Below are 21052 nucleotides of genomic sequence, written 5' to 3' on the forward strand. Positions count from 1 at the left end.
CGTCGCGCAGTTCGTCCATCGGCGAATCCCAGTCCACTAACCAACTGCGGGTGCCGACGGGCGTGGCATCGATCCCTGAGAGAAAGTCGAATAGCGCGTGGTAGTTCTCGAAAGGATGGTGGTACGCCCAGATCCACACGAGAACGACCCTGGATCTCGGCGAGCCGCGTGGGGTCATAGGACTTCTTTGTCAGAGCTGTACGTAGCGATCGGCAGACGCACGACCTCAGACCCCTGTCGCGAGATCTGGACGTCACAATACCGTCGGCCACGCGCCTACGAGAGAAACTCCAACTCAGGTCTCAGCTCGGACCGGCCGCACCCAAAACCACAGACAGCTCTTTGCCAATTTGCCTCAGCTGACGATCTTGGCGAGTCACCGGGGTCAAGACTCTGTCCGGTAGCCCGGCCTCTTCTCGGTCGGCCGCTGACACGCCTTAGGCAACCCGGAAAGATGCGAATGGCAAGCGAATGCTACGGACTACGCTGCGTTTGCCCCAGTGATCCACGCGGAGCAGTGGAGTTGACTTCGACTAGAAGTTCACGCTCGGGTCGTAAATCTTCGACCACCGGTAGAGGCTGAGAATGCGCCCCAACCATACGGACGGTCTTGCTGGGACTTGCTGCCTACCCTGTATCGCATTTTGTATCGCGTTCTTGTCGAGGGCGTCAGCCAGCCACCAGTCACGGTCGTCGAGGCACTTCATGACGGCCCGACGCAAGAACTCGGTATGGCGATCGCCCCCGAGTGTGGGATAGGACGCCTTCCTTCGCAGTCGGATCTCCTCGGGCAAATACCCGCGGACGGCCTCCCGCAGTAGCTGCTTCTCCCTTCCCCCTTCAAGTTTGTATAACGTGGGCAGCTGCCACACGTACTGAACGAGAACGTGGTCGCAGAAAGGCACCCTTGCCTCGATGCCCATCGCCATTGATGTGCGATCCATTCGTTCGAGTTGCCCAGGCAGGAACCGGCTGAGGTCGAGGAACGACATCGTCCGAAGCCTGGTGAGCTCCTGCGGCTCTCCCTCCATGGCGGGCGCCTGTTCGATGGCTTCTTCGAAGCGATTCGCCACGTAGCCCTCCAAATCGATGGTTTGCGCGAAGTCGTCGCGGACGGCGCCAGACCACACGGACAAATGGTCTCGCCAGGGGAACGCGGTGAGGCCCTCGCGGGCTTGCCTGAACCATGGGTAACCGCCGAACAGTTCGTCGCCGCCTTCGCCAACCAGGGCGACTGGCACGCGCTCGGCGGAGAGGTGCTCGAAGAAGGTGAGCAACGACGCGTCCATGTCGCCCATACTCGGCAGATCACGTGAGCGGATCGCATCATCAAGACGCCCGTGGATGTCCGCTTCTGTGAGCGACACGTGTTGGTGGTCGAATGCCAAGGCTTCAACAATCAGATCGATGTACGGTTCGTCCAACTCGGGGCGGAAGGCTGAAGGCGTGAACCGGGATATCGGGTCGACGTACCCGACGCTGAACGTGCGCGGTGTTTCGTCGGAGAGGTTCTGCGCGATGGCGGCGATCGAGCTTGAGTCCACGCCGCCCGACAAGGCGACCGAGAGTGGCGCGTCGGACCGCAGCTGGAGTTGGATCGCGTCCCGAAGGATGTCGCGAACGTCCCCGACGGCATCCTCGAACGACGTTGTGTGGTTGAGTTCGTTGCTCAACTCCCAGTACCGAGATCTCGTGACGCGGCCGGAGGACCAGCTGACCATCTCCCCGGGGCGTACTTCATCGACGCCCTCATAGATCGGCGACCCGGGTGTCCTGTAGGGCCACATCCCGAGCAGTTCGCAGACGCCTGTCCGGTTCAACGCGGGCGTGATTCGGCCACCGGCAAAGAGGGCCTTCGGCTCTGAGGCAAACTGGATCGACGACCGGTCAACTGCGAAGAAGAGCGGCTTGATTCCGAGCGGGTCTCGGGCGAGATAAAGGGTCTGCTCGCCATCGTCCCAGATCGCGATCGAGAACATTCCGCGGGCCAAGGAGAAGAAGCCCGGGCCCCACTCTCGATATCCATGCGCTATCACCTCTGTGTCGGAGTTCGTGTGGAACAGGTGACCGCGTCCTCGGAGTGTCGATCGCAGCTCTCGATAGTTGTAGATCTCGCCTCCGAAGACAAGCATCGATCCAGGACTCGGTAGTCCGACAAGCCAGGGCTGGGATCCACCAACGGGGTCGATGATCGCCAGACGTGTGTGGCCAAACGTTGCTGCGGCGGCATGACTCGATACCGACGTTCCGTCTGGCCCGCGCGCTTCGAGCGCCCTCGTCATACGCAGTACCTGCTCGTGTCGTCTCTCGCGCGACATCGAGGAGTCGATCAAGCCGGTTATCCCGCACACGACTGTTCCCGCAACCTGACTGCTCCCGCTTGAGCCCGTCCGCGCTTGTCCGCGGCGTTCAACTCCCGCTCACGATCGGGTCCTGGGTGCCTAGTCTTGGCCGACTCGAGTCGAATCTGTGGTGACCTTATGGTCCAGTTCACGATCGCTCTTGCGAGGTCTGGAACTCCTCGATGATGTCGACGATCTCGGTGCTCAACTTAGATGTCGAGAATGGTTCGGCGTTCGCCGACGCCAGTACTCCTTGCAACAGTTTCCTGTGCCAGGATGTTCGGATCTCGGGCGGCGAGTTCAGCATCGGCCGCAGCGCTGCGATCGCCCCGTCCAGATCCTGCAACTGCATGCGCGCGTGCGCCAAATGCCCTTGTGCGATTAGTAGGTCTGGATGCGACCGTTCCTCACTCTTTGGATCCGAAAAAATGCTGACGGCAATCTGAGATTCGGTTTCTGACTGACGAGCTGTCGACGCATCCTTGTTCAACTCGACGAGAGCGGTTCCGGCGTAGAGTTTAGTTTTCCCCTCGGAGAACCCGAAAATGCCGGGGAGGTCGAGGGAGGTCGACTTGTCGGCGCCCTCAGACTCATCCTGGCTCTTCGCGAGGTACTCCATCGTGTCCTCGGACCTACCGAGCTTTGCGGCCGACTCGGCGGCAGCACTGTAGAGCCTCGACCGGATCTGACCCCTAGCCGACGTGGTTACCAATCCCCGCTCTGCGACAAGCAATGCTTCCTGGTTGAGATCCTCGAATCGGTAGAGCATTGACAAGGTGCCGCATGCCCACGCCTTCAAGTAGTCCGAGTTTGCGAACTCCGCAAGCTCCAGGCTGTTTTGAGCGAAGGCGCGCGCGTGCCTAGTTTCATCGACGTAAAGCGCCGCATATGACAGCAAGCCTTGCACCTGAGCGGCGAGGTTGAAGAGAGCGGCCTCGGCGCTTGGGTGTCGATCCTTGTGCAGACTCGGAGCCAGTTCCCGCCACACCGGAAGAACCGTCTCTACCACCTTCGCCGGCGGGGTCCAGTTGTACGACCGGGCGATGTCCGCGATCTCGTTGTGGATGCCCTCGATGTACTCGTCCCGGAAGTTTCCGCGCTTGATGCGGTTGATGATCTCGCCAGCCTCCAAGCGGTTCGAAGCCAGCTGCTCATCAAGCGCCCTAACTTCGTTCTGAGCAGATCCTGAAGGGCGACCTGCGATGCCTGCCGACGGAGATCGACGGAGCGCCTTAATGATGACGGCTGACGACGGGTGAGAAGGATGTTCTTCGGCTAGGGCGCGGAGAATTGTGTACTGGTCGTCTGGCCTCCCCTCCGACCACCGTAAGAAGTCTGCCGCCACGGCGGGCATGGGCTTCAGCGCAGACGAGAAGTCTGAGACTCTGTAGTTCCCTGCCCTAGCGAGCAGGGCGTCGAACGCCGTCTGTTCATAGTTCGAGAGCAGTGCTGCGATCGCCCGCGAATCTTCGCTCGTCAAGGTCACGGTCAGTCGTCGCCAATCCAGACGTTCTTCGCGTATAGGTCCTCGCAGATAGCGTCGATCCGAACCGCCTGGTTAAAGGGCATCGACTCGCCCGGCCAATCGAACCCGGCGTGGTGAATGGCAACGACACTCAGGTCCGCGTCGAAAATGGGCGATCCCGAAGACCCACCTTCGGTGTTCACGCTGTGACGAACACGGACAGCACCCAACGACAACACTGACCCGATGTCGATCTTCATCGGCTGCCCACGCGGATGCTGCAACACCAGAAGCCCGTCATGCGGCCTTAGGCCACGCCCAGACGGAGTAAGACGTACTGCTCCTCTTGGGGCGCCACCCGGGACGACCGGCCTGCGGGCGAAACCAGCAGATATCTCGAGCAATGCGTAATCCAGCGCGGGCGGATTCGCGTCAATCGCCATGGACGGGCCTATCTCCGGGCAGGAGCTACTGGCGAGAACCTTCTCCACGGACTCGATCACCATCGGGGTCACGTACCCCCTCGAGGCCGCCTTGAAGTCAAACTGGCACTCCACTGGAGCTACCATTTCGCCGTCGTCGGTGACGCAATCTGCAACGACGTGCTGGTTCGTGAGTACATGACGCGGGCCGACCAAGAAGCCGGTGCCAAATGAGGTCGAGGTCTGGATTCGACAGACTGCGGCCTCAATCCTCGCGATCTCGCTGCGAAACGACGCGACGTCCTTATAGTTCCCGCGACCCTTGCGGACCAGAACCTCCAGTGCGTCGCCAGACGGAGCCTGGATAAACCCACCGCAATCCATGATTTCGACGAAGACTGACACATCCGGTCGAGCGTCGCGGAATGCCATGACCAGTTCCTCGACCCGGTTCCGATGATCGAAGTAGCGGAAGACGTCAACACTCTGTTGCGAGAAGTTCTTCATCACAGACGTCACGTTCGCAAACCGCAACCCGAACCGAGCCTCGAGCAGTCGATCCATGGCGAACGGATCGAAATACCTCTCCATGGCGAGCAGCAGTCGCTCGACATCGCTTCGCCGGAGCTGCATACACCAATGCTAGGCGGCCTCCACCCGCGCGAGCGGTGGTTCGCGCAAACTGTCACCGCTGGCCGGCAGGTCGTTCCCCCATGCAGTCGTCTACTCGTCCACATCGAAGGGAGACATCGATGTGGTTCGCAAGTCGCTGTGCCCGGGTGCGAGCCGCTTTACGTCCTCGCGGACCCGAGACTGGACGCAGGGCGGGCCGACGGCCTCCGACGCCATCGCGATCCGATCTTTCGCGGGCCGAAGGCTTCGCGACTTCGTCCCGCATCGCGATCATCCTCAGCGTCATTCCAATTTGTATCTCGGGTAAACGCTCGACTCGGTCGAGTTTCATTTCCTGGTAAGCGTGTGGAATATCCCGCGACCGTGAACAAAGGAAGGCATTGTCTCGCCCTCGGCCCAAGGGGGCTCGACCGCGAACGGCTGCAAGCGGCCTTGGTGCCTCACCTTTTCGACCCGCTTGTACATACCCAAATACTCTTCGCCGGGATAACTCCCGGTTCCCTCCTCAATCGGGCAGATCGCGACCGTTGACTGCGAGCGATGCCCATCGAAGTAGCCAAGCTCCCAAGGCATCCATCTCGACGCAGAGGCGTTCCGCGAGGTCGCGTAGATCAGGGATCGGCACGACTGCATCCGCTGGCGTAGCCGCCGCGCAGTAGCCGGCGTTACGTTCGCACGATCGAGATCCGGATCCTCGAGCCAGTCCACGTACACCGACAATCGCTCGGCTTCTAGCATCTTCTTCAGACCGAGCACCAACACAGCGTCACGGACGCTGTGACTCAGGAACACATCGTAGGTGTCGACTGTCTTGGCCATATGCGAGAGTTCGACACGTGCCGCGGATTCGCTGACGCTGCCCGCACGTTCGCGAAGGTCAGAGGCGGTGAAGTACGACAAGTAGGCTCCATAAGGGTCGATATGTGATTCTGCCGGGGGTGCGTCCGTTGACGCCCGATCAACGCGCCGGCATCGATCGCGAGTAGTCGAGACGCCGATTGTCGAGGTCGACCCTAAGGAAGCCCCCACCAGAGCGGTCCAGCTCGCGCATGGCGAGAAACCCTTGGTTCACTGCTCTTTTCCAGAGCCAGCGAGGCATCTGCGCAACCTCCAGATCCTCGAACACGGTGACGAGCATGTCGACGGTCTCTTCATCGACGGCGCCTTCAGCGAGAAAACCCTGGCGCTGATTGGAAACTTTTGCCAGCACTGCCGCCATGCCCTCCTCGGCGAAGATGGCGCGAGCGCCGTCCTCGTTTTCATCGACAACCTCGTCACTTCGCCGTTTCACGCCGAGGAGCGAGCGAGTATTTGGGGACCAGCCCATCACGGCGGTGAAGGCGAGGTGTAGCGCATCGTGATAGCGGTAGGCGTCCGCGCGACGCGAGTTGTCGTTTACCGGGTCGCCGAACGATCCTCGGACCGCGAAACCCTGCATCTTCTTGCTCCCTGGGACCGACACGGGACCGCAAGGGAACGCGTTCGGTTCGGCGTGTTCGAGTGTCAGTCTCACGCGGGAGTTTCCGCTTCCGTCGTCGATCTGGCGAAATCGAATCACCATGACGCGGGGAAAGCGCTCCGTGATGTCATACGCCTCGTCCAGGACGGGCAGATCGCCTGGAAGGTTAGCTAGATAGGCGAGCTCCAGGACGCGCCGTTCGACGAGCTGAAGCCCGTCGGTTAGCGCATCGTCAAAGGCGAAGCCGGAGTGAGTTGCGACGGCAGCGGCGTACCAGAGAAGATCGCCGAGTTCGGTGGTCAGAAACTCCGGGTCGCTCGCTTCTTCCGCGTTGTCGCGGTACGCCTTCTTTTGTGCGACCAGCAGGGTGCCGACTTCACCTGCAAGGCCGAGCATAGGTACCGACAACGCTAGTGGGTCGACTCCGTCTGTCACCTGTTGATCTGTCGTGGCGGCGAGCTTCTGATAGGTGTTCCCAGTGAGCGATACGGCAGGGATCGCGGGCGGCGTGAGACCCAGAGCGTGTGCGCGCTCACTGATCTTTTGCAGGTTCGCTTGGGCGATTGCGTCGAGTGACAGCCGATTAGTGGACGCAAGTGCGGCCATCTGGGCGACAAGCTCACCTAGTTGGCGTCGCACCTGGGCGCGACTGGTCTCGGCGTCGAGGTGGTTTGAGAGGTAGTTACGGTGTGCCTGGAGCAGGGCGCCAGCGTGCGCGCCGATTCCGAGCAGGCCAATGAGTCCACTTTGCTGTGTGGCTGCAGCAATGCGGCGTTGATACTCGTTGAGCAACACGGCTGATCCTGTTCCATGTGGTGGTGACGAGGAGGCAGAGGGGTCGGTATCGCAGCGCCTACAGCAGTTTGGGCCAGTCGCGTGGAGTGCCGAGAACACCAGTGCCCAGACTTTCGATCCACCCGATGGCGGCAGCAACGAACGAGGCAGAAAAGTTCACGCGATAAGCCGGTCTGCCGTGAACCAGGTCCTCCTCTCCGCGCAAGTGGGCAGGTATGGCCGGTCCGTCGCCACCGAAGTAGACAAACTTCCTAGACAGGAGAACGACGTCGGCCTTGGTGTCGCGGACAATGTGGCCTTCGTTGGGCGTTCCGTCGTCGTGACTGTGACGCGAGTCCTCCTGGATCCAGCGGCCATCGACGTCGCGGTGATAGATATTGTCGCCATACTGCTGCTTTAGGCTTCCATGCAGATTGGGCCGCTTGTGAGCGAACCGGGAGTCTGCCCAGTACTCATCGAACGTCGTTGTCTCCTCGACTGTCATCGCATACACCAGACGATCGCCGAGGCCGGTACTCGCTGATCCAGTTCCAACGATCCAGTCCCCGACGCCAGCGTGTGCTCTGATGTCTTGCTTGCAGGTAGCTAGCGTGCACCACCCGTAGAAGGGGTTGGGGGCAAACCCGATGTCGTATCTAACGACGTAGCTAAAGAGCCGCATCAAGTCAGCATCCGATCCGTGAGAGGACCTGTTCGGCGCGTGGTGAGCCGTCCGGGTCTCGCCAACTGTCCTTGCCGTTGATGGCGTCGATAACGTCCTCTGCGTCCCAGTTGACCATGGCGTCGGCGTATTTCTTCAGCGGATCCGGTATCTCGCAACCGTCTGCCTCGGGAGCCCATACGCCGATGATGCGCTTGTCAGGGAACTTCTTCGCGTACTCGATCTCCCAGTCGACCCATTCGTGGTTCTTGGTCTGTGGCGAGACGATGACGATCACTTTTCCGGCCCAGTCGATGCGGGCGCGCAGCAGGGACTTGATGTAGTCCTCGTTGCTCGCATTGTTAGGAGTCTGCGCGTTCACGGACGAGTCGCGGACTTCGCACCCCTTCTTGGAGAGCATGTCCTTGAGCTTCCCAATCAGGGCATCGTCCTCATGTCGATGACTGATGAATACGTTGTGGTCTGACATCCCGCCCCACCTCCGCACGAACGCTATCGCCAGGCATCGACAGTCGAAGGGCTTTAGCGAATAGGGTCGACGACATGCCAACGCCGCCGATCCTGGAGATCTACGTGTTGTGGCACCCCGACGACGAGGATGGGCGTGTCGCGGCCGAGTACATGACCGAGCACTTCCATGGCCCGGCCTACGCCGGTCTGGCGGGCGGTGCTGTTGAGGTCTACCGCCGGAGTATGGGCTGGGTTTCCGAGGATGGACCTCCGCGACCGTTGCCATTTATGAAAGACCTTCCAGCAGGGTTGGCACCCGCGCAGCTCACGGTTGTCGTTCCGATCCTGAGTCGGGAGTTGGCGCGCGCGGTCCGCGACTCCGAGGACTGGCGCGAGTACATGGAGAAGGTCTTCACTGCCGACCCAGTCTCTGCCAGCGCCTCGCAGAGCCCTTGGGTCGCGGTCTATCCCGTCGCAAGCAGGTCCGATTTGTCTGGAACGCACTTGAGTGACATGGCGTCAACTCCGCAATCAATCCGGCCGCGCACCTTGGATGATCCAACGTTGCTGGCGAGGGAGCTTGCGCAGGCGATCACCCAGCGACTGCATCGGGAGTCCGGGGGCGCCGGGGACGATCGCGTCAAGGTGTTCGTGAGTCATACGAAGCGCTATGCGCCGGACGAGGGCGACGGCGGCCGTCAACTCGTTGAAGGTGTTCGTGAGGTCCTGCAAGACACCCGGCTCGATGCATTCTTCGACGCTCACGACATTCAGACAGGTGAGGACTGGGTTGCTCGTCTCGCGTCTGAGGCCGGGCGAAACGCGCTCCTGACGATTCGCACCAACCTATACGCCAGTCGAGAGTGGACGCAGCGGGAGGTGCTGGTCGCCAAGCAGCACGATGTCCCGCTTGTGGCGCTCCACGCAGTTCGGACCCAGGAGGACCGGGGGTCATTTCTGATGGATCACATGCCGGTTGTCGTGTGCCCACCCGGCGACCCGAAGCCGGCGATAGAGGCAGCGTTGAATCGTTTGGTGGATGAGGCCTTGAAGAAGGCACTGTGGCGAGCTCAGCGCGTGTACCTGGAGACAGAAGGATTCGACTGGTTGCCTGCTCACGCGCCCGAACCAACCACCCTGACCCACTGGCTTTCCGGGAGGACGCTCGCGAGCAGCGACCCCAACGTCGTCATCATTCATCCGGATCCGCCACTCGGTCCGCCCGAGCAGGAGGTGGTACAGCAGATTTGCCGCCTTGTAGGAGTTACTGGCGACGTGGATGTTCTGACCCCCCGAACGTTTGCAGCACGCGGGGGAGGCGCGGGCGATGACTGACGCGACCGACCTGGTAGCGCGAGGAGCGCTCAAGGGCATGGTGGTTGCGATCTCTGTGTCCGATAGCGCCGACCTTGGACGTCTCGGCTTGAGCGCTCGACACTGCGACCTCGCAGTCGCTGAGATCGCACGGTCGGTTCTCTTGTCCGGCGGGGACATCGCATACGGAGGACGGCTTGTTCCCGCCGGTTTCACTCAGATTGTGATGGACGAGGTGACTAGGTTCGCGGGCGACCGGGATGCCCTAACGATCTACCTCGCTGCGTCCGAACATGCGTCAATGTCCTCCGGCGAGATCCGGCAGTTTCACAACGAGCACCACGCTTCGATCCGCCTCGTGTGTCTCGATGAGGCGGGGTCACCGGTTGCTCCGGACGAACGGGACATGAGCGAGCCTGCGGACCCTTCGACAGCTCTGACCGGAATGCGTCGTCACATCGCGTCGGCGGCAGATGCTCACGTCGTCGTCGGTGGTCAGCTGGCCGGAGTTAAAGGGGCGATGCCGGGCCTGCTGGAGGAGGCCCTGTTCGGGTTGGAGGCCGAGCATCCAGTCTTCGTGGCCGGTGGCTTCGGCGGCGCGGCCGCGGCGGTTGCTCGAGCTCTGGGTACGGACGACGGCCACTGGGCACCCGAAGGATACCCGCGCCATGCTGAGATGTGGAGGGAGCCGCTAGAGCAGATAGCAGCTTTGGCGACGCGCCAAGCCGATGACGGCTTGACTGACCAGCAACGTCGTGAGCTCGCGGTCACTCACCGACCTGCCGACATCGCGTCTTTAGTAGTACTCGGTCTCGCGCGATCGAGCACGTAGCCGACAGGCTAGGGCGCGCGTAGGCCCCACTTCGGTGGGAACCATGTTGTCAGCGGCTCCGTACGAGGAGTGAACCTCTGCTTGATACGAGTGCGACCGCTTAGTCCCGGAACTGTCGGATGCGCTACACGCGCGTACTTGTCGACCTCGCAAAACAGGTTCTGGCAGTCAATCAACTGGAGCGGCCGCCCGTGTAGGCCGTCGAAGCTCAGGCCGAGACGTTCGAAGTGGTGGGCCTGCGTCTCCGCCATGTAGGCGATGACTTCGGCCTCGATGCCCGCAGCCGCTCGGCCGAAACACTTCCGGATACCGTCCTTCGCACCTGGGCCGGCAACGACGTAGTCCATCTCGTCAAAGTCGAGACCTGCAGAGTAGTTCAGGTCGATGAGGTACTGGAAAGCAAGGAAGTCGCCTATCCCAGGCTGAGCACGGAGCACGGCAAACGCGTCCTTCATGCTCGCTGAGGCCGTAAGAGCGCCCGGGAGGTCTTCGACCATGATGTCGCGAAGTAGACGCAGGTGGTTCGTGTGCTTCCGCTCGGCTCCGAGCCTGGGTGGCGCCATCACGTATGCGGCTGAGTAGATGCGAATGCCGGCCTCGAAACTGCGCGAGAGCAGATCGTCGTACGTGTCGAGGTCGAATCCGTGCCACGAAGGGGTCTCGCCCAAGCCGTCGAGAAGCAGCTCCCAGGTCTCGATCTTGTTGAACAGCTTGAAGAGAAGCGTTCGGAACACGACCTCGTCGAACGCCTGGCTCCCCGAGTAGATCACATTGGAAATGAGGTACTGGCTGACGCGGTCGGCAGCGCGGTAGCAGTTGGTGAACCGATGCTCTCGCAGGATGGGATCATCGGTCCACGGGCCACTGACGCCGTTGATGCGGGCGCTGTAGATCCGTTGTCGACGGCTTGCGAAGGTCCAGTAGGTGTCGAACACCTCAGTAGGGCGCAGATGGCGTCCAGCGACGACTATTTCTGCACACTCCGAGGCGGGCTTGAGGAGCTGGGCACCCTTCACACGAGGTTGTTCGAGCGCGTCAACCAGCATGCCCGGCATCATTCCATCAAACCCAGACCCAACGACGGTGCGGATGATCGGTCAGCGTGGCGACCCCTCGATCAGACTCCGCGCGGTGGGACATTCTGGGCGGACTGGGGTCACGCAACCCGGGTGCCGACCTAGACCCAGCAGACCCCCGTGTACACCGGCCCGGTGGTCGTCTGCAGGTAGTGCCCGGGCACAGCGAACTTCTCGAAGTTCGTCCACTCGAAGCCGTTCCACCAGAAGACCTCGTAGATCCAGTAGACGCGGTCGTTTCGCGGCACGGTGGCCCCGACCATGTCGTACTGGTAGACGTTGCCGTCGGCCGGGGCGTTCAGCTGCCTCCAGCCACTCTCGTAGAACGGGCCCTGCATGAACCCGCTGTCGCCGACGCGGAAGTACGCCGGGCGGATCGCGATGTAGCCCGGGTTCGTGTAGTAGGTCTGGAAGTAGACGTTGCCGAGGTGGACGGTCGTGAGGGCGATGCCGGCCGGGTCGCACAGGGGGTAGTCGGAGGCGAAATAGGCGCCGCCGCGCTGCGCGCCGGCGGGTACGTCGGCCGGGGACACGGCCCTGCCGTGGAGGACGGGTCGGTCGCCACCGCCGGGGGCGTTGGGCGGGTCGACCTGGTAGCCGAGGTTGTTGAGGTGCGTCTCGCAGCTGTGGTGGTGGCGGTGCTCGCGGTCCTCGCCGGTGCACATGTCCCGGCCGCGGTCGCCGTACAGCCGATCCCGGCCGGCGCTGCCCTCGATGACGTCGGCACCCGGGCCGCCGCAGACGAGGTCGCGGCCGTCGAGAGCGGCGACCGTGTCCGGCCCCTTGCCCGCCCAGATCACGTCGCGGCCCTGGGTGCCGAGGATCCAGTCCTCCTTCGCGGTGCCGACGATGGTCGCCCGCTCGCCCTGGCAGAACCGCTTCGGCGTGGCCCGCTCGGCCCCGTTTTCGGCCGAGTCCGCGACCCGGGCCGACCCGGCCGTCGGAGCCGACAACAGGGCGGCTCCCAGAGCGACGGACGAGAGAGCGACTACGAGGGATCCGATGCGTCGGCGCATGAGCGCCATGCTGGGCGCCCCGACCGGGCGGCGGTGGGACGGGAGGTCGGTCTCACCTGTCTTGGTGACGTCACCCGGCGCTGGACGCGAGCTCGGCGCTCACCGCGTCCAGCCGCGAGAACAACCACCGGTGCGCCGGATCCGACAACCGGTCCTCGGCGAACCAGTAGCCCTCGGGCAGCACGACCTCCCCGAACGGCGGCTCGACGACCACGATCGCGCCACCGTCGCGGACGTGCATGCGGGCGAGCATCTCGGGGACGACCGCGACCATCTCGGTGCCCTCGATGACGAACGGGAGCGGGAGGAAGCCGAAGACCGTCAGGGCGATGCGGCGTTCGATGCCGTGGTCGCCGAAGACGCGGTCGACGGGGGTGAGGACGCCGGGGCCGAAGGAGCCGACGGCGTGCGGGAGCTCGGCGAGGTCGGCCATGGTCAGGCGGCCGTCGACCAGGCGCGGGTTGGCGCGGTCGGCGATCACGACCATCCGGTCGCGCCACAGCGGGCGGGACATGCCCGGGAAGCCGAAGCCGAGCGGGGCGATCAGCGCGTCGTTGTCGAGCAGCACCCGGTCCGACGAGCGGGACTCGGGGCCGAGGTGGCCGATCACGAGGCGTACGCCGGGGGCCTCGGCCTCGACGAGGCGGACCAGCGGCTCGTGGACCACCGCGATCGCGTAGTCGCTCATCGTCAGCCGGAACGTGCGCGGGCTGGTCGCCGGGTCGAACTCCTCCTCGAGCTGGAGCGCGGCCCCCATCATGCGTACGGCGTGCTGCACCTCGGGGAGCAGGTCGCGGGCGAACGGGGTGAGCTCGTAGTCGCGGCCGGCGCGGACCAGGAGCTCGTCGTCGAAGCGGCGGCGGAGGCGGGCGAGGGCCGCGCTCATCGCGGGCTGGCTCAGCTCGAGGCGCTGCCCGGCGCGGGTCACGTTGCCCTCCTCGAGGAGGACCTTCAGCGGGAGCAGGAGGTTCAGGTCGGTGCCGCCGAGGGGCATCGCTCGTCCTTTCTCCTGGGTGGTGGTTTCGAGGCTCGCTTCGCTCGCACCTCACCCACCGTGTTGCCTTCGTGGCTTCGAGGCTCGCTTCGCTCGCACCTCAACCACCGGGGCTCGCTCGCTTCGCTCACACCTCAACCACCGTGTTGCCTTCGTGGTTTCGAGGCTCGCTTCGCTCGCACCTCAACCACCGGGACTCGCTCGCTTCGCTCGCACCTCAACCACCGGGGCTCGCTCGCTTCGCTCGCACCTCAACCACCGCGACCCACTCTGTAACGGTCATCACTATGGTGCATGCGTGAGGGAACGGCTGCGGGGTGTGGATGCGAACCTGCTGCTCGCGCTGCACGCGCTGCTCGAGGAGCGGAACCTCACGCACGCCGGGGAGCGGATGACGATGAGCCAGCCGGCGATGAGTGGGGCGCTGGGGCGGCTGCGCAAGCACTTCGACGACGAGCTGCTGGTGCGGTCGGGGCGCGGGTTCGAGCTGTCGCCGCTGGCCGAGGAGCTGCGGCCGGTCGTGGCCGAGGCGGTGGAGGCCGCGGAGGCGTTGCTCGGCAACCAGCGCGAGTTCGACGCGAACACCAGCACCAAGCGGTTCGCGGTGAGCATGTCGGAGTACGCCATGACGGTGCTGGCCGAGCCGCTGACCCGGAAGTTCGCCGAGCAGGCGCCCGGCTGCACGGTCGCGCTGGACCCCCTCGACGTACGCCGCGACCAGGTGGAGACCCAGCTGATGCGGCGCGACCTCGTGGTCGCCCCGCTCGGCTTCGACTTCCCCGGCCGGACCCAGCCGGTGTTCACCGACGAGCTGGTCTGCCTCGTCACCCGCGACCACCCGCGGCTGCGCGACGGCCGGCTCACGCTGGAGGACCTCCGGGCGATGCCGCACGCGGTCGCGGAGTTTGCCGCCGCGGGCGACCAGCGTCGCCCGCTCGAGGTCGCGGTCGAGAACCAGGGCCTCGCCGAGCGCAACGTGCTGGTCCAGGTGACCAGCCTGCTCACGCTGCCGTTCGCGGTCGCGGGCACCGACATGTGCGCGTTCGTCCCGTCCCGGCTGGCACGCCGGTGCGCGGCGGTGCTCGACCTGGTGATCGCGGAGACGCCGATCGACCCGGTGCGGATCACCGAGGCGGCGCACTGGCACCCACGCCGCGAGAAGGACCCGGCGGTGGTGTGGCTCCGTCACCTGCTCCACGACGTGGCGATCGATCTCGAGGACGCGCTCGACTGACCAGCCAGCCCAGCGCGGACGCGGTGGTCATCACGAGGGCGGGTACGACGGCGGAGTGCTCGCCGCCGAGCCCGACCAACGGCGAGACCAGCGCCCCGAGGGTGAACTGGGTGCAGCCGAGCACCGCGCTGCCGGTGCCCGCGACCTCGCGGACCTGCGACATCGCCGCCGCTGCCGAGTTGCCCATCACCCCGCCGTTCATGGCGACCGCGACGAAGATCGGGACCGGCAGCAGCCAGGTCGGCGCCTCGACGAGGGCGAGCACCAGGAACGTCGCGGTCGCGGTGACCTGGACGCTCACGCAGGCGCGCACCAGGCGGCGCGGATCGACCCGGTCGACCAGCCGCGCGGTCACCCAGCCCGTCGAGATCAGCCCGACCGCGTTGACGCCGAACGCGATGCCGTAGCCGATCGCGGAGAGCCCGACGACGTTCTGGTACACGAACGGCGAGGCCGAGATGTAGGCCATCATCATCGCGAACGACAGCGCGAGGACCGCCACGGGCGGCCAGTAGCCGGGAGCACGTACGACGGCGGCGTACGACGTGGCGCCGCGCGTGCGGCGCTCGGCGGGGAGCGTCTCGCGGAGCGCGAGCACGACGCCGACCAGCATCGCGGCGCACAGCCCGGCGACGGTCCAGAGCATGCCGCGCCAGCCGACCACGGTGCTGAGCAGCCCGCCCACGAGCGGCGCCAGCACCGGCGCGACACCGCCGACGGTGAGCATCAGCGTGAACGCCTTCGCCGCGGCCCGCCCGGTCACCAGGTCGGAGATCACCGCCCGGCCGATCACCATCCCGCCCGCGCCGGCCAGACCCTGCACGAAGCGCGCCACGACGAGCACCACGAGGTTCGGCGCCAGCGCGCACGCGACGCCAGCCACCACGCAGACCGCCGCGCTGGCGATCAGCGGGCGGCGGCGGCCGTACCGGTCCGAGAGCGGGCCCATCACGAGCTGGCCGAGCGCGAGCCCGACGAGGAACGAGGTCAGCGTCAGCTGGACGGCGCTGGCGCCGGCGCCGAGGTCGTCGCCGAGGTCCGGGAAGCCGGGGAGGTACAGGTCGGTCGCCACCGGCGCGACCGCGGCGAGCGAGGCCAGCACGAGCAGGGTGGGCCACCGGACAGTCGACACCAGCGGAGTCTCGCAACGCGGGGAGTACGCCGGAACGCGCTGATCGTGGATGCCAGTGATCGGCGCACGCGATGCCCAGCTCCCTTGTCGCGCCCGGCCGCGTGGGGCTGACTTGAGCCATGACCTGGGATGACGGCAACGCGTACCTGGAGGAGATGGCGCCGGGCGTCTACGCCTTCGTGCAGCCCGACGGCGGCTGGATGGTGAACAACTGCGGCGTCGTCACCGACGCCTCGGGCGACGCCGTCATCGTCGACACCACCTCCACCGAGAAGCGCAACCGCGCGTTCCTCGCCGAGATCGCCGGCGTCTCCCGCGGCCCGCGGATCGCGGTCAACACCCACAGCCACCCCGACCACACCTACGGCAACGGCTTCCTGCCCGAGACCACCACGATCATCGGCCACCGGCACTGCCGCGAGGGCGTGCTGCGCGCCGGACTCGCCGCGACCCACGAGCTGCCCGCCGACTACGGCGACCTCGTGGTCCGCCCGCCCGACGTCACGATCACCGAGGACGTGACGCTGCACCTGCAGGAGCGTCCGGTCGAGCTGACGATCCTCGGCCCGGCCCACACCTCGCACGACATCGGCGTGTGGCTGCCGGAGGAGAAGGTGCTCTTCGCCGGCGACCTCGCCTTCGCCGGCGGCCACCCGATCTTCCTCGACGGCTCGATGCTCGGCTTCAAGCGCGCCACCCAGCGGATGCGCGAGCTCGCCCCCGAGGTGCTGCTGCCCGGGCACGGACCGGTGCGCCGCGGCGAGCAGGTCCTCGAGCTGCTCGACCGCCAGGAGCAGTACGTCGACTGGATCGCCGCGCTCGCCGCCGAGTCGTACGCCGCCGGGCTCACCCCGCTCGAGGCCGCGCAGAAGGCCGCGACGGACAGCCCGTACCGCGACTGGCCCGAGAGCGAGCGGGTCGTGTGCAACCTGCACCGCGCCTACGCCGAGACCACCGACTACCGGGTGGACCACCCGCTCAACATCCCGCACCTGTGGTCCGAGATGGTCGCGCTCAACGGCGGCCAGCCGATCGAGACCCACGCATGAGCGTCCCCCGCCGCGTGGTCACCGGGCACACCCCGGACGGCGTCTCCGTCGTGCTGTCCGACGGCCCGGTGCCGGTGTCGCGGGAGCTCCCTGACGACGGCGTGCACTTCCACGAGATCTGGAACACCGAGGGCGCCCCGGCCGTGGTCCGGGCGGTCGAGCCGGACCCGACCGAGCGCGACCTCGCCGTACCCCCGCCGCCGCGCGGCACGAAGATCCGGATCAACGAGTTCGCGCCCGGTCACCTCGACGAGCGCGGCCTGCAGTCGCCGGTGCACCGCACCGCGTCCATCGACTACGGGATCGTGCTCGAGGGAGAGATCACGCTCGTCCTCGACGACTCCGAGGTGACCCTGCGCGCCGGAGACGTGGTCGTGCAGCGCGGCACCGACCACGCCTGGGCCAACCGCGGCGACGTCACCGCGAAGGTCGTGTTCGTGCTCGTCGACGGCGAGTTCGACGAGGAGCTGAGCGCGACGCTGCCGCTGGACGGCCTCATGCACGGCGGCCCGAGGTGACCCCGAGGTAACGCAGCGGCCGTCGCGCGACATGTGCCCTCCAAGGGGACGCCGGCCGCGGTGTCCGGTCTCGGGAGGGCTCGCATGACCCACGTCCGTCGTACCTCAGCCGTCTTCATCGCCACGTCCTGCCTGCTCGGCGGAGCCGCGCTCGCAGCGCCCGCGGACGCCACCAAGCCCGGCAGCGGCAGCTCGACCGGCACCGGCAGCGTGTTCATGGTCAACCCCGTCCAGTCGACGGGCGACCAGACGCTGACCGACCAGAAGGACGCCGCCGCGGCGGTCCCGGCGACGGCGTACGCCACCGTGCCGCTGCGCAACCTCGACGGCTCCGGCTACCTCGTCGGGCGGTGGGTGAACGTCCGCAGCGCCACCGGCGACCCGGCGTACAGCCCCACCAACACGTTCTCCTACACCCGCGACGACGACCGCTTCGAGCAGGTGATGACGTACTTCTGGGTCAACCAGGCGCAGGAGTACCTCCAGTCGCTCGGCTTCGGCAGCACCCTCCCGCCCGTCAACGCCGAGAGCCAGGACGTGCGGATCGACCAGTACGGCGTCGACAACTCCTACTCCTGGGACAAGCACGACTACATCCGGCTCGGGAAGGGCGGCGTCGACGACGCGGAGGACGCCGAGGTGATCGTGCACGAGTACGGCCACGCGGTGCACGACGCCCAGGTGGCCGGGTTCGGCGCGACCGTGGACGCCGGCGCGATCGGCGAGGCCTTCGGCGACTACCTCGCGGTGACCGTCGGCCTCGACGCCGCCCGTCAGTACGGCTGGCCGGTGCTCGCCCCGGAGCCGTGCGTGGCCGACTGGGACGCGGTCTCCTACACCTCCACGACGCCGCACTGCCTGCGCCGCATCGACACCGACCGGGTGCTGGAGGACCGGCGCAACCAGGTGCACTTCGACGGCACCATCTGGAGCGCGGCGCTGTGGGACGCGCGTCAGCGGTACGCCGCGCTCGGGCTGGGCAGCCGCGCCTGGGACACGACGCTGGTCGACAGCCAGTTCCGCTACGCCGCGGACACGACGTTCCAGGCGGCCGCGAAGGCGACGTACGACACGGCGCTCGCGCGCGACGGCCGCCGCGCGGCCGAGGCGGTGCGGGACGCGTTCGCCGCCCGGCGCATCTACTTCTAGAACGCATGCTCTCCGGGGCCGACCGTCGCGGTCGCCCCGGAGGGCAGCACCACCTCGGCCGTGCAGCCCGGCGGCACGGTGACCGCCAGCGCGAACGTCTCCCCCTGCTCCCACGCGACCGAGATCCGGCCGTGCGGTGAGTCGTGGTGGGTGTCGGCCCACGTGATGCCGCCGCCCGGACGCGGTGCGACCCGGAACCGGCGCCAGGTCGGCTCGAGCCGCTGGAGCCCCGCGACGTAGCGGTGCAGGAACGAGATGACCGCGCCCTTGGAGTAGTGGTTGAGCGACTCGTGCGGCACGCCGTCCTCGTCGACGCCCTCCCAGCGCTCCCACACCGTGGTGGCGCCGCGGTCGATCATCGTCAGCCAGGACGGCGCGGTGTCCTGGAGCAGCAGGTCGTAGGCGACGTCGAGGTGCCCGTGGTCGGCCAGCACCGGCAGCAGGTCGGGCGTCGCGAGGAATCCGGTGCCCAGGTGCGTGCCCGCCTCCCGGACCAGCCGGGCGAGGTCGTCGGCTGCCTCCGCGCGCAGCTCGTCGGGCACCAGCCCGAACCGGAGCGCGCGGACCAGGTTCGCCTGCGTGGTCGGCTTCCCGAGGAACTCGGCCCGCCAGGCCGCCACGACTCGCTCCGACAGCGCCGCGTAGCGGCCGGTCGCCTCCGCGTCGCCGAGCACGGACGCGATCGCGGCCGCGTGCCGGGTCGACCACGCGAAGTAGGCGGTGGCGACGATCGCCTTGTCGGCGGCGACGAACGCCGGGAAGTCGGCCGGCTCCTCCCCCGGCTCCAGCCACTCGCCCCAGTGGAAGCCGGTGTCCCAGAGGTACGGGTTCGGCTCGCGGTCGGGGTGGTGCGCGGTCGCGGCCATCCGCTCGGCGCGGTCGAGCCAGCGCACCATCGCGGGCCACATCTCCGCCAGCACCGCGGTGTCGCCGTACTCCCCGAACAGCTCCCACGGCACCAGCACGATCGCGTCGCCCCACCCGGCCGAGCCGTTGAGCGTCGCCAGGAAGCCGGCCCGTTCGGCGGGCGGCATCGGCGCCATGTTGTTCAGGGTGCCGTCCTCCCACTGCGTGGCGGCGAGGTCGCGCAGCCACTTGAGCGAGAACCCCGCCACGTCGTAGAGGTACGTCGCCGTCGGTGCGAAGACCTGCCAGTCGCCGGTCCACCCCGCGCGCTCGCGGGTCGGGCAGTCGGTCGGGATGTCGCAGGCGTTGCCGCGGAAGCTCCACACGGCCGCGTCGTGCAGCCGCTGCAGCCGCTCGTCGGAGCAGCGGAACGAGCCGCGCGGCTCCAGGTCGGTGTGCACGACGACCCCGGTGACGTCGCCGCACGCGAGGTGCTCGGGACCCTCGACCCGCACGTAGCGGAACCCGTGCGTCGTCAGCCGCGGCTCGAACACCTCGCCGCCGCCGCTCACGCGGTCGACCTGGCCGGCGGTCAGCGGCTCGGGCAGGAACGGCACGTCCGGCGCCAGGTGGTCGGTGGTCACGTCGCCGTCCGGCCCCAGCGCCTCGGCGTGGGTGAGGACCGCATCCGATCCGTGCAGGTCGATGCGCACCCGGCCGTTGATGTTCTGCCCGAGGTCGACCACGTGGACACCGGGCCGCAGCGCGGTCACCGACAGTGGTCGGACCTCCTCCACCGGACGCACCGGCGGTGCGGGCGAGACCGTCAGGGCGTCGTACCCGCGCTCGACGACGGCGACCGGCGACCAGGCCGGCAACCGCCGGCGGTCCTCGTGCTGCCCCTCGATGAGGTCGGCGACCACGACCTGCGAGGCCGACCACTCCCAGCCGGCGCCGGTGCCGTGCACGGCGCGCGTCCCGTCCTCGTGCTCGACGACGAGCTGGGCGAGGAACGCGGTCACGTCGCCCCACTGGTCGCTGGCGCGGGTCATCCCGACCTGGCCGCGGTACCACCCGTCGGCCAGCAGCGCGCCGAGCTCGTGGCGGCCCTCGGACAGCAGCGCCGTGACGTCGTAGGTCTGCACGTGGGTGTGCACGGTGTACTCCGTGTAGCCGGGCGTCAGCTCGGCGTCGCCGACCCGGACTCCGTCGATCGTGGCCTCGTAGGTCCCGTGCGCCGTTGCGTACAGCCGCGCCCGTCGCACCGGCCGGTCCACGACCACCTCACCGCGCAGCAGGTACGCCGGCCGCTCCGGCGCTCGGCCGGGCTCCGCGGTCGGCGCGACCCACTGCGCCTGCCAGTCAGCGGCGTCGAGCAGTCCGGCCTCGACGGCCAGCGGCTCGGACCACGCACTCTCGCCGAGGTCGGTCCACACCCGCACCCGCACTTCGCGGCGCTCGCCCGACGTGAGCGCGGCTCCGGGCCACGGCACCAGGACGTTGGCTACGGACTCCACGCGCTCACCGCCGTCGAGCTCGTACGCCAGCTGACGCGTCGCCCCGTCGGGCAGCCGCCAGGACAGCCGGGGCCGGCGCTCGCCGATCCCGAGGGCGTCGGCCCGGTGCTCGGCGCGCAGGTGCGTGGGTGCGGTCACCCGCCCAGCC

At 66.6% G+C, this 21052-nt stretch carries 18 protein-coding genes; 6 read left to right on the forward strand and 12 right to left on the reverse strand.

All coding sequences use genetic code 11. The features are described 5' to 3' along the window. Positions 1–533: 533 nt before the first annotated feature. The 7 genes from asnB to ABD875_RS07840 all read right to left on the reverse strand — a co-directional run bounded on the left by asnB (position 534) and on the right by ABD875_RS07840 (position 8246). Positions 534–2351, reverse strand: coding sequence for an asparagine synthase (glutamine-hydrolyzing) (gene asnB / locus ABD875_RS07810; RefSeq protein WP_345173002.1), 1818 nt, complete (start codon positions 2349–2351; stop codon positions 534–536). Positions 2352–2490: 139 nt separating this feature from the next. Continuing rightward, the gene (locus tag ABD875_RS07815) at positions 2491–3828 is read right to left on the reverse strand and encodes a hypothetical protein (protein WP_345173004.1); all 1338 of its coding nucleotides are present in this window, start codon (positions 3826–3828) and stop codon (positions 2491–2493) included. Positions 3829–3830: 2 nt separating this feature from the next. Continuing rightward, on the reverse strand, positions 3831–4862 hold the full coding sequence (locus ABD875_RS07820; protein ID WP_345173006.1) for a trypsin-like serine peptidase: 1032 nt from the start codon (positions 4860–4862) through the stop codon (positions 3831–3833). Between the two features lie 327 nt (positions 4863–5189). Then, positions 5190–5762, reverse strand: a complete 573-nt coding sequence (locus ABD875_RS07825; RefSeq protein WP_345173008.1) for a toll/interleukin-1 receptor domain-containing protein — start codon at positions 5760–5762, stop codon at positions 5190–5192. A gap of 58 nt (positions 5763–5820) precedes the next feature. Beyond that, a complete protein-coding gene (locus ABD875_RS07830) occupies positions 5821–7116 on the reverse strand; it encodes a hypothetical protein (RefSeq protein WP_345173010.1) in 1296 nt (431 codons plus the stop codon). A 58-nt stretch (positions 7117–7174) separates the two neighbouring features. After that, positions 7175–7777, reverse strand: coding sequence for an Nmad2 family putative nucleotide modification protein (locus ABD875_RS07835; RefSeq protein WP_345173285.1), 603 nt, complete (start codon positions 7775–7777; stop codon positions 7175–7177). Between the two features lie 4 nt (positions 7778–7781). After that, complete coding sequence (locus ABD875_RS07840) at positions 7782–8246, reverse strand: TIR domain-containing protein (protein ID WP_345173012.1); 465 nt, start codon at positions 8244–8246, stop codon at positions 7782–7784. 74 nt (positions 8247–8320) lie between these two features. Between ABD875_RS07840 and ABD875_RS07845 the strand changes: the two genes are divergently transcribed. Both ABD875_RS07845 and ABD875_RS07850 read left to right on the forward strand, forming a co-directional pair. Then, positions 8321–9562, forward strand: coding sequence for a toll/interleukin-1 receptor domain-containing protein (locus ABD875_RS07845; RefSeq protein WP_345173014.1), 1242 nt, complete (start codon positions 8321–8323; stop codon positions 9560–9562). Further along, positions 9555–10373 (forward strand): hypothetical protein, encoded by an 819-nt coding sequence (locus ABD875_RS07850; protein ID WP_345173016.1) that lies wholly within the window; start codon positions 9555–9557, stop codon positions 10371–10373. Before ABD875_RS07845 ends, ABD875_RS07850 begins: the two co-directional genes overlap by 8 nt. Before the next feature lie 8 nt (positions 10374–10381). Here the strand turns inward: ABD875_RS07850 and ABD875_RS07855 are convergent, their stop codons facing one another. From ABD875_RS07855 to ABD875_RS07865, 3 genes are all read right to left on the reverse strand, one after another. Next, on the reverse strand, positions 10382–11419 hold the full coding sequence (locus ABD875_RS07855) for a nucleotide kinase domain-containing protein (RefSeq protein ID WP_345173018.1): 1038 nt from the start codon (positions 11417–11419) through the stop codon (positions 10382–10384). A 131-nt stretch (positions 11420–11550) separates the two neighbouring features. Continuing rightward, positions 11551–12402, reverse strand: a complete 852-nt coding sequence (locus ABD875_RS07860) for a calcium-binding protein (protein ID WP_345173020.1) — start codon at positions 12400–12402, stop codon at positions 11551–11553. Between the two features lie 133 nt (positions 12403–12535). After that, entirely contained in the window at positions 12536–13459 is a 924-nt protein-coding gene (locus ABD875_RS07865) for a LysR family transcriptional regulator (RefSeq protein ID WP_345173022.1), read from the reverse strand. A 298-nt stretch (positions 13460–13757) separates the two neighbouring features. Between ABD875_RS07865 and ABD875_RS07870 the strand changes: the two genes are divergently transcribed. Beyond that, positions 13758–14693 carry a LysR substrate-binding domain-containing protein gene (locus tag ABD875_RS07870; protein WP_345173024.1) on the forward strand — a complete coding sequence of 312 codons (936 nt, stop codon included), beginning with the start codon at positions 13758–13760 and terminating at the stop codon, positions 14691–14693. On the opposite strand, the gene ABD875_RS07875 is transcribed toward ABD875_RS07870, so the two are convergent. Then, positions 14584–15825 (reverse strand): multidrug effflux MFS transporter, encoded by a 1242-nt coding sequence (locus ABD875_RS07875; RefSeq protein WP_345173026.1) that lies wholly within the window; start codon positions 15823–15825, stop codon positions 14584–14586. The two genes, ABD875_RS07870 and ABD875_RS07875, sit on opposite strands and share 110 nt — an antisense overlap. Positions 15826–15944: 119 nt before the next feature. Between ABD875_RS07875 and ABD875_RS07880 the strand changes: the two genes are divergently transcribed. The 3 genes from ABD875_RS07880 to ABD875_RS07890 all read left to right on the forward strand — a co-directional run bounded on the left by ABD875_RS07880 (position 15945) and on the right by ABD875_RS07890 (position 18541). Next, positions 15945–16874, forward strand: a complete 930-nt coding sequence (locus ABD875_RS07880; RefSeq protein WP_345173028.1) for an MBL fold metallo-hydrolase — start codon at positions 15945–15947, stop codon at positions 16872–16874. Beyond that, positions 16871–17392, forward strand: a complete 522-nt coding sequence (locus ABD875_RS07885) for a cupin domain-containing protein (RefSeq protein ID WP_345173030.1) — start codon at positions 16871–16873, stop codon at positions 17390–17392. Before ABD875_RS07880 ends, ABD875_RS07885 begins: the two co-directional genes overlap by 4 nt. Before the next feature lie 84 nt (positions 17393–17476). Further along, complete coding sequence (locus ABD875_RS07890) at positions 17477–18541, forward strand: M36 family metallopeptidase (protein WP_345173033.1); 1065 nt, start codon at positions 17477–17479, stop codon at positions 18539–18541. On the opposite strand, the gene ABD875_RS07895 is transcribed toward ABD875_RS07890, so the two are convergent. Beyond that, positions 18538–21042, reverse strand: coding sequence for a family 78 glycoside hydrolase catalytic domain (locus ABD875_RS07895; protein WP_345173037.1), 2505 nt, complete (start codon positions 21040–21042; stop codon positions 18538–18540). The genes ABD875_RS07890 and ABD875_RS07895 overlap by 4 nt on opposite strands. Positions 21043–21052: the final 10 nt, after the last annotated feature.

Source organism: Nocardioides caricicola, from assembly GCF_039541135.1.
Classification (GTDB): Bacteria; Actinomycetota; Actinomycetes; order Propionibacteriales; family Nocardioidaceae; genus Nocardioides; species Nocardioides caricicola.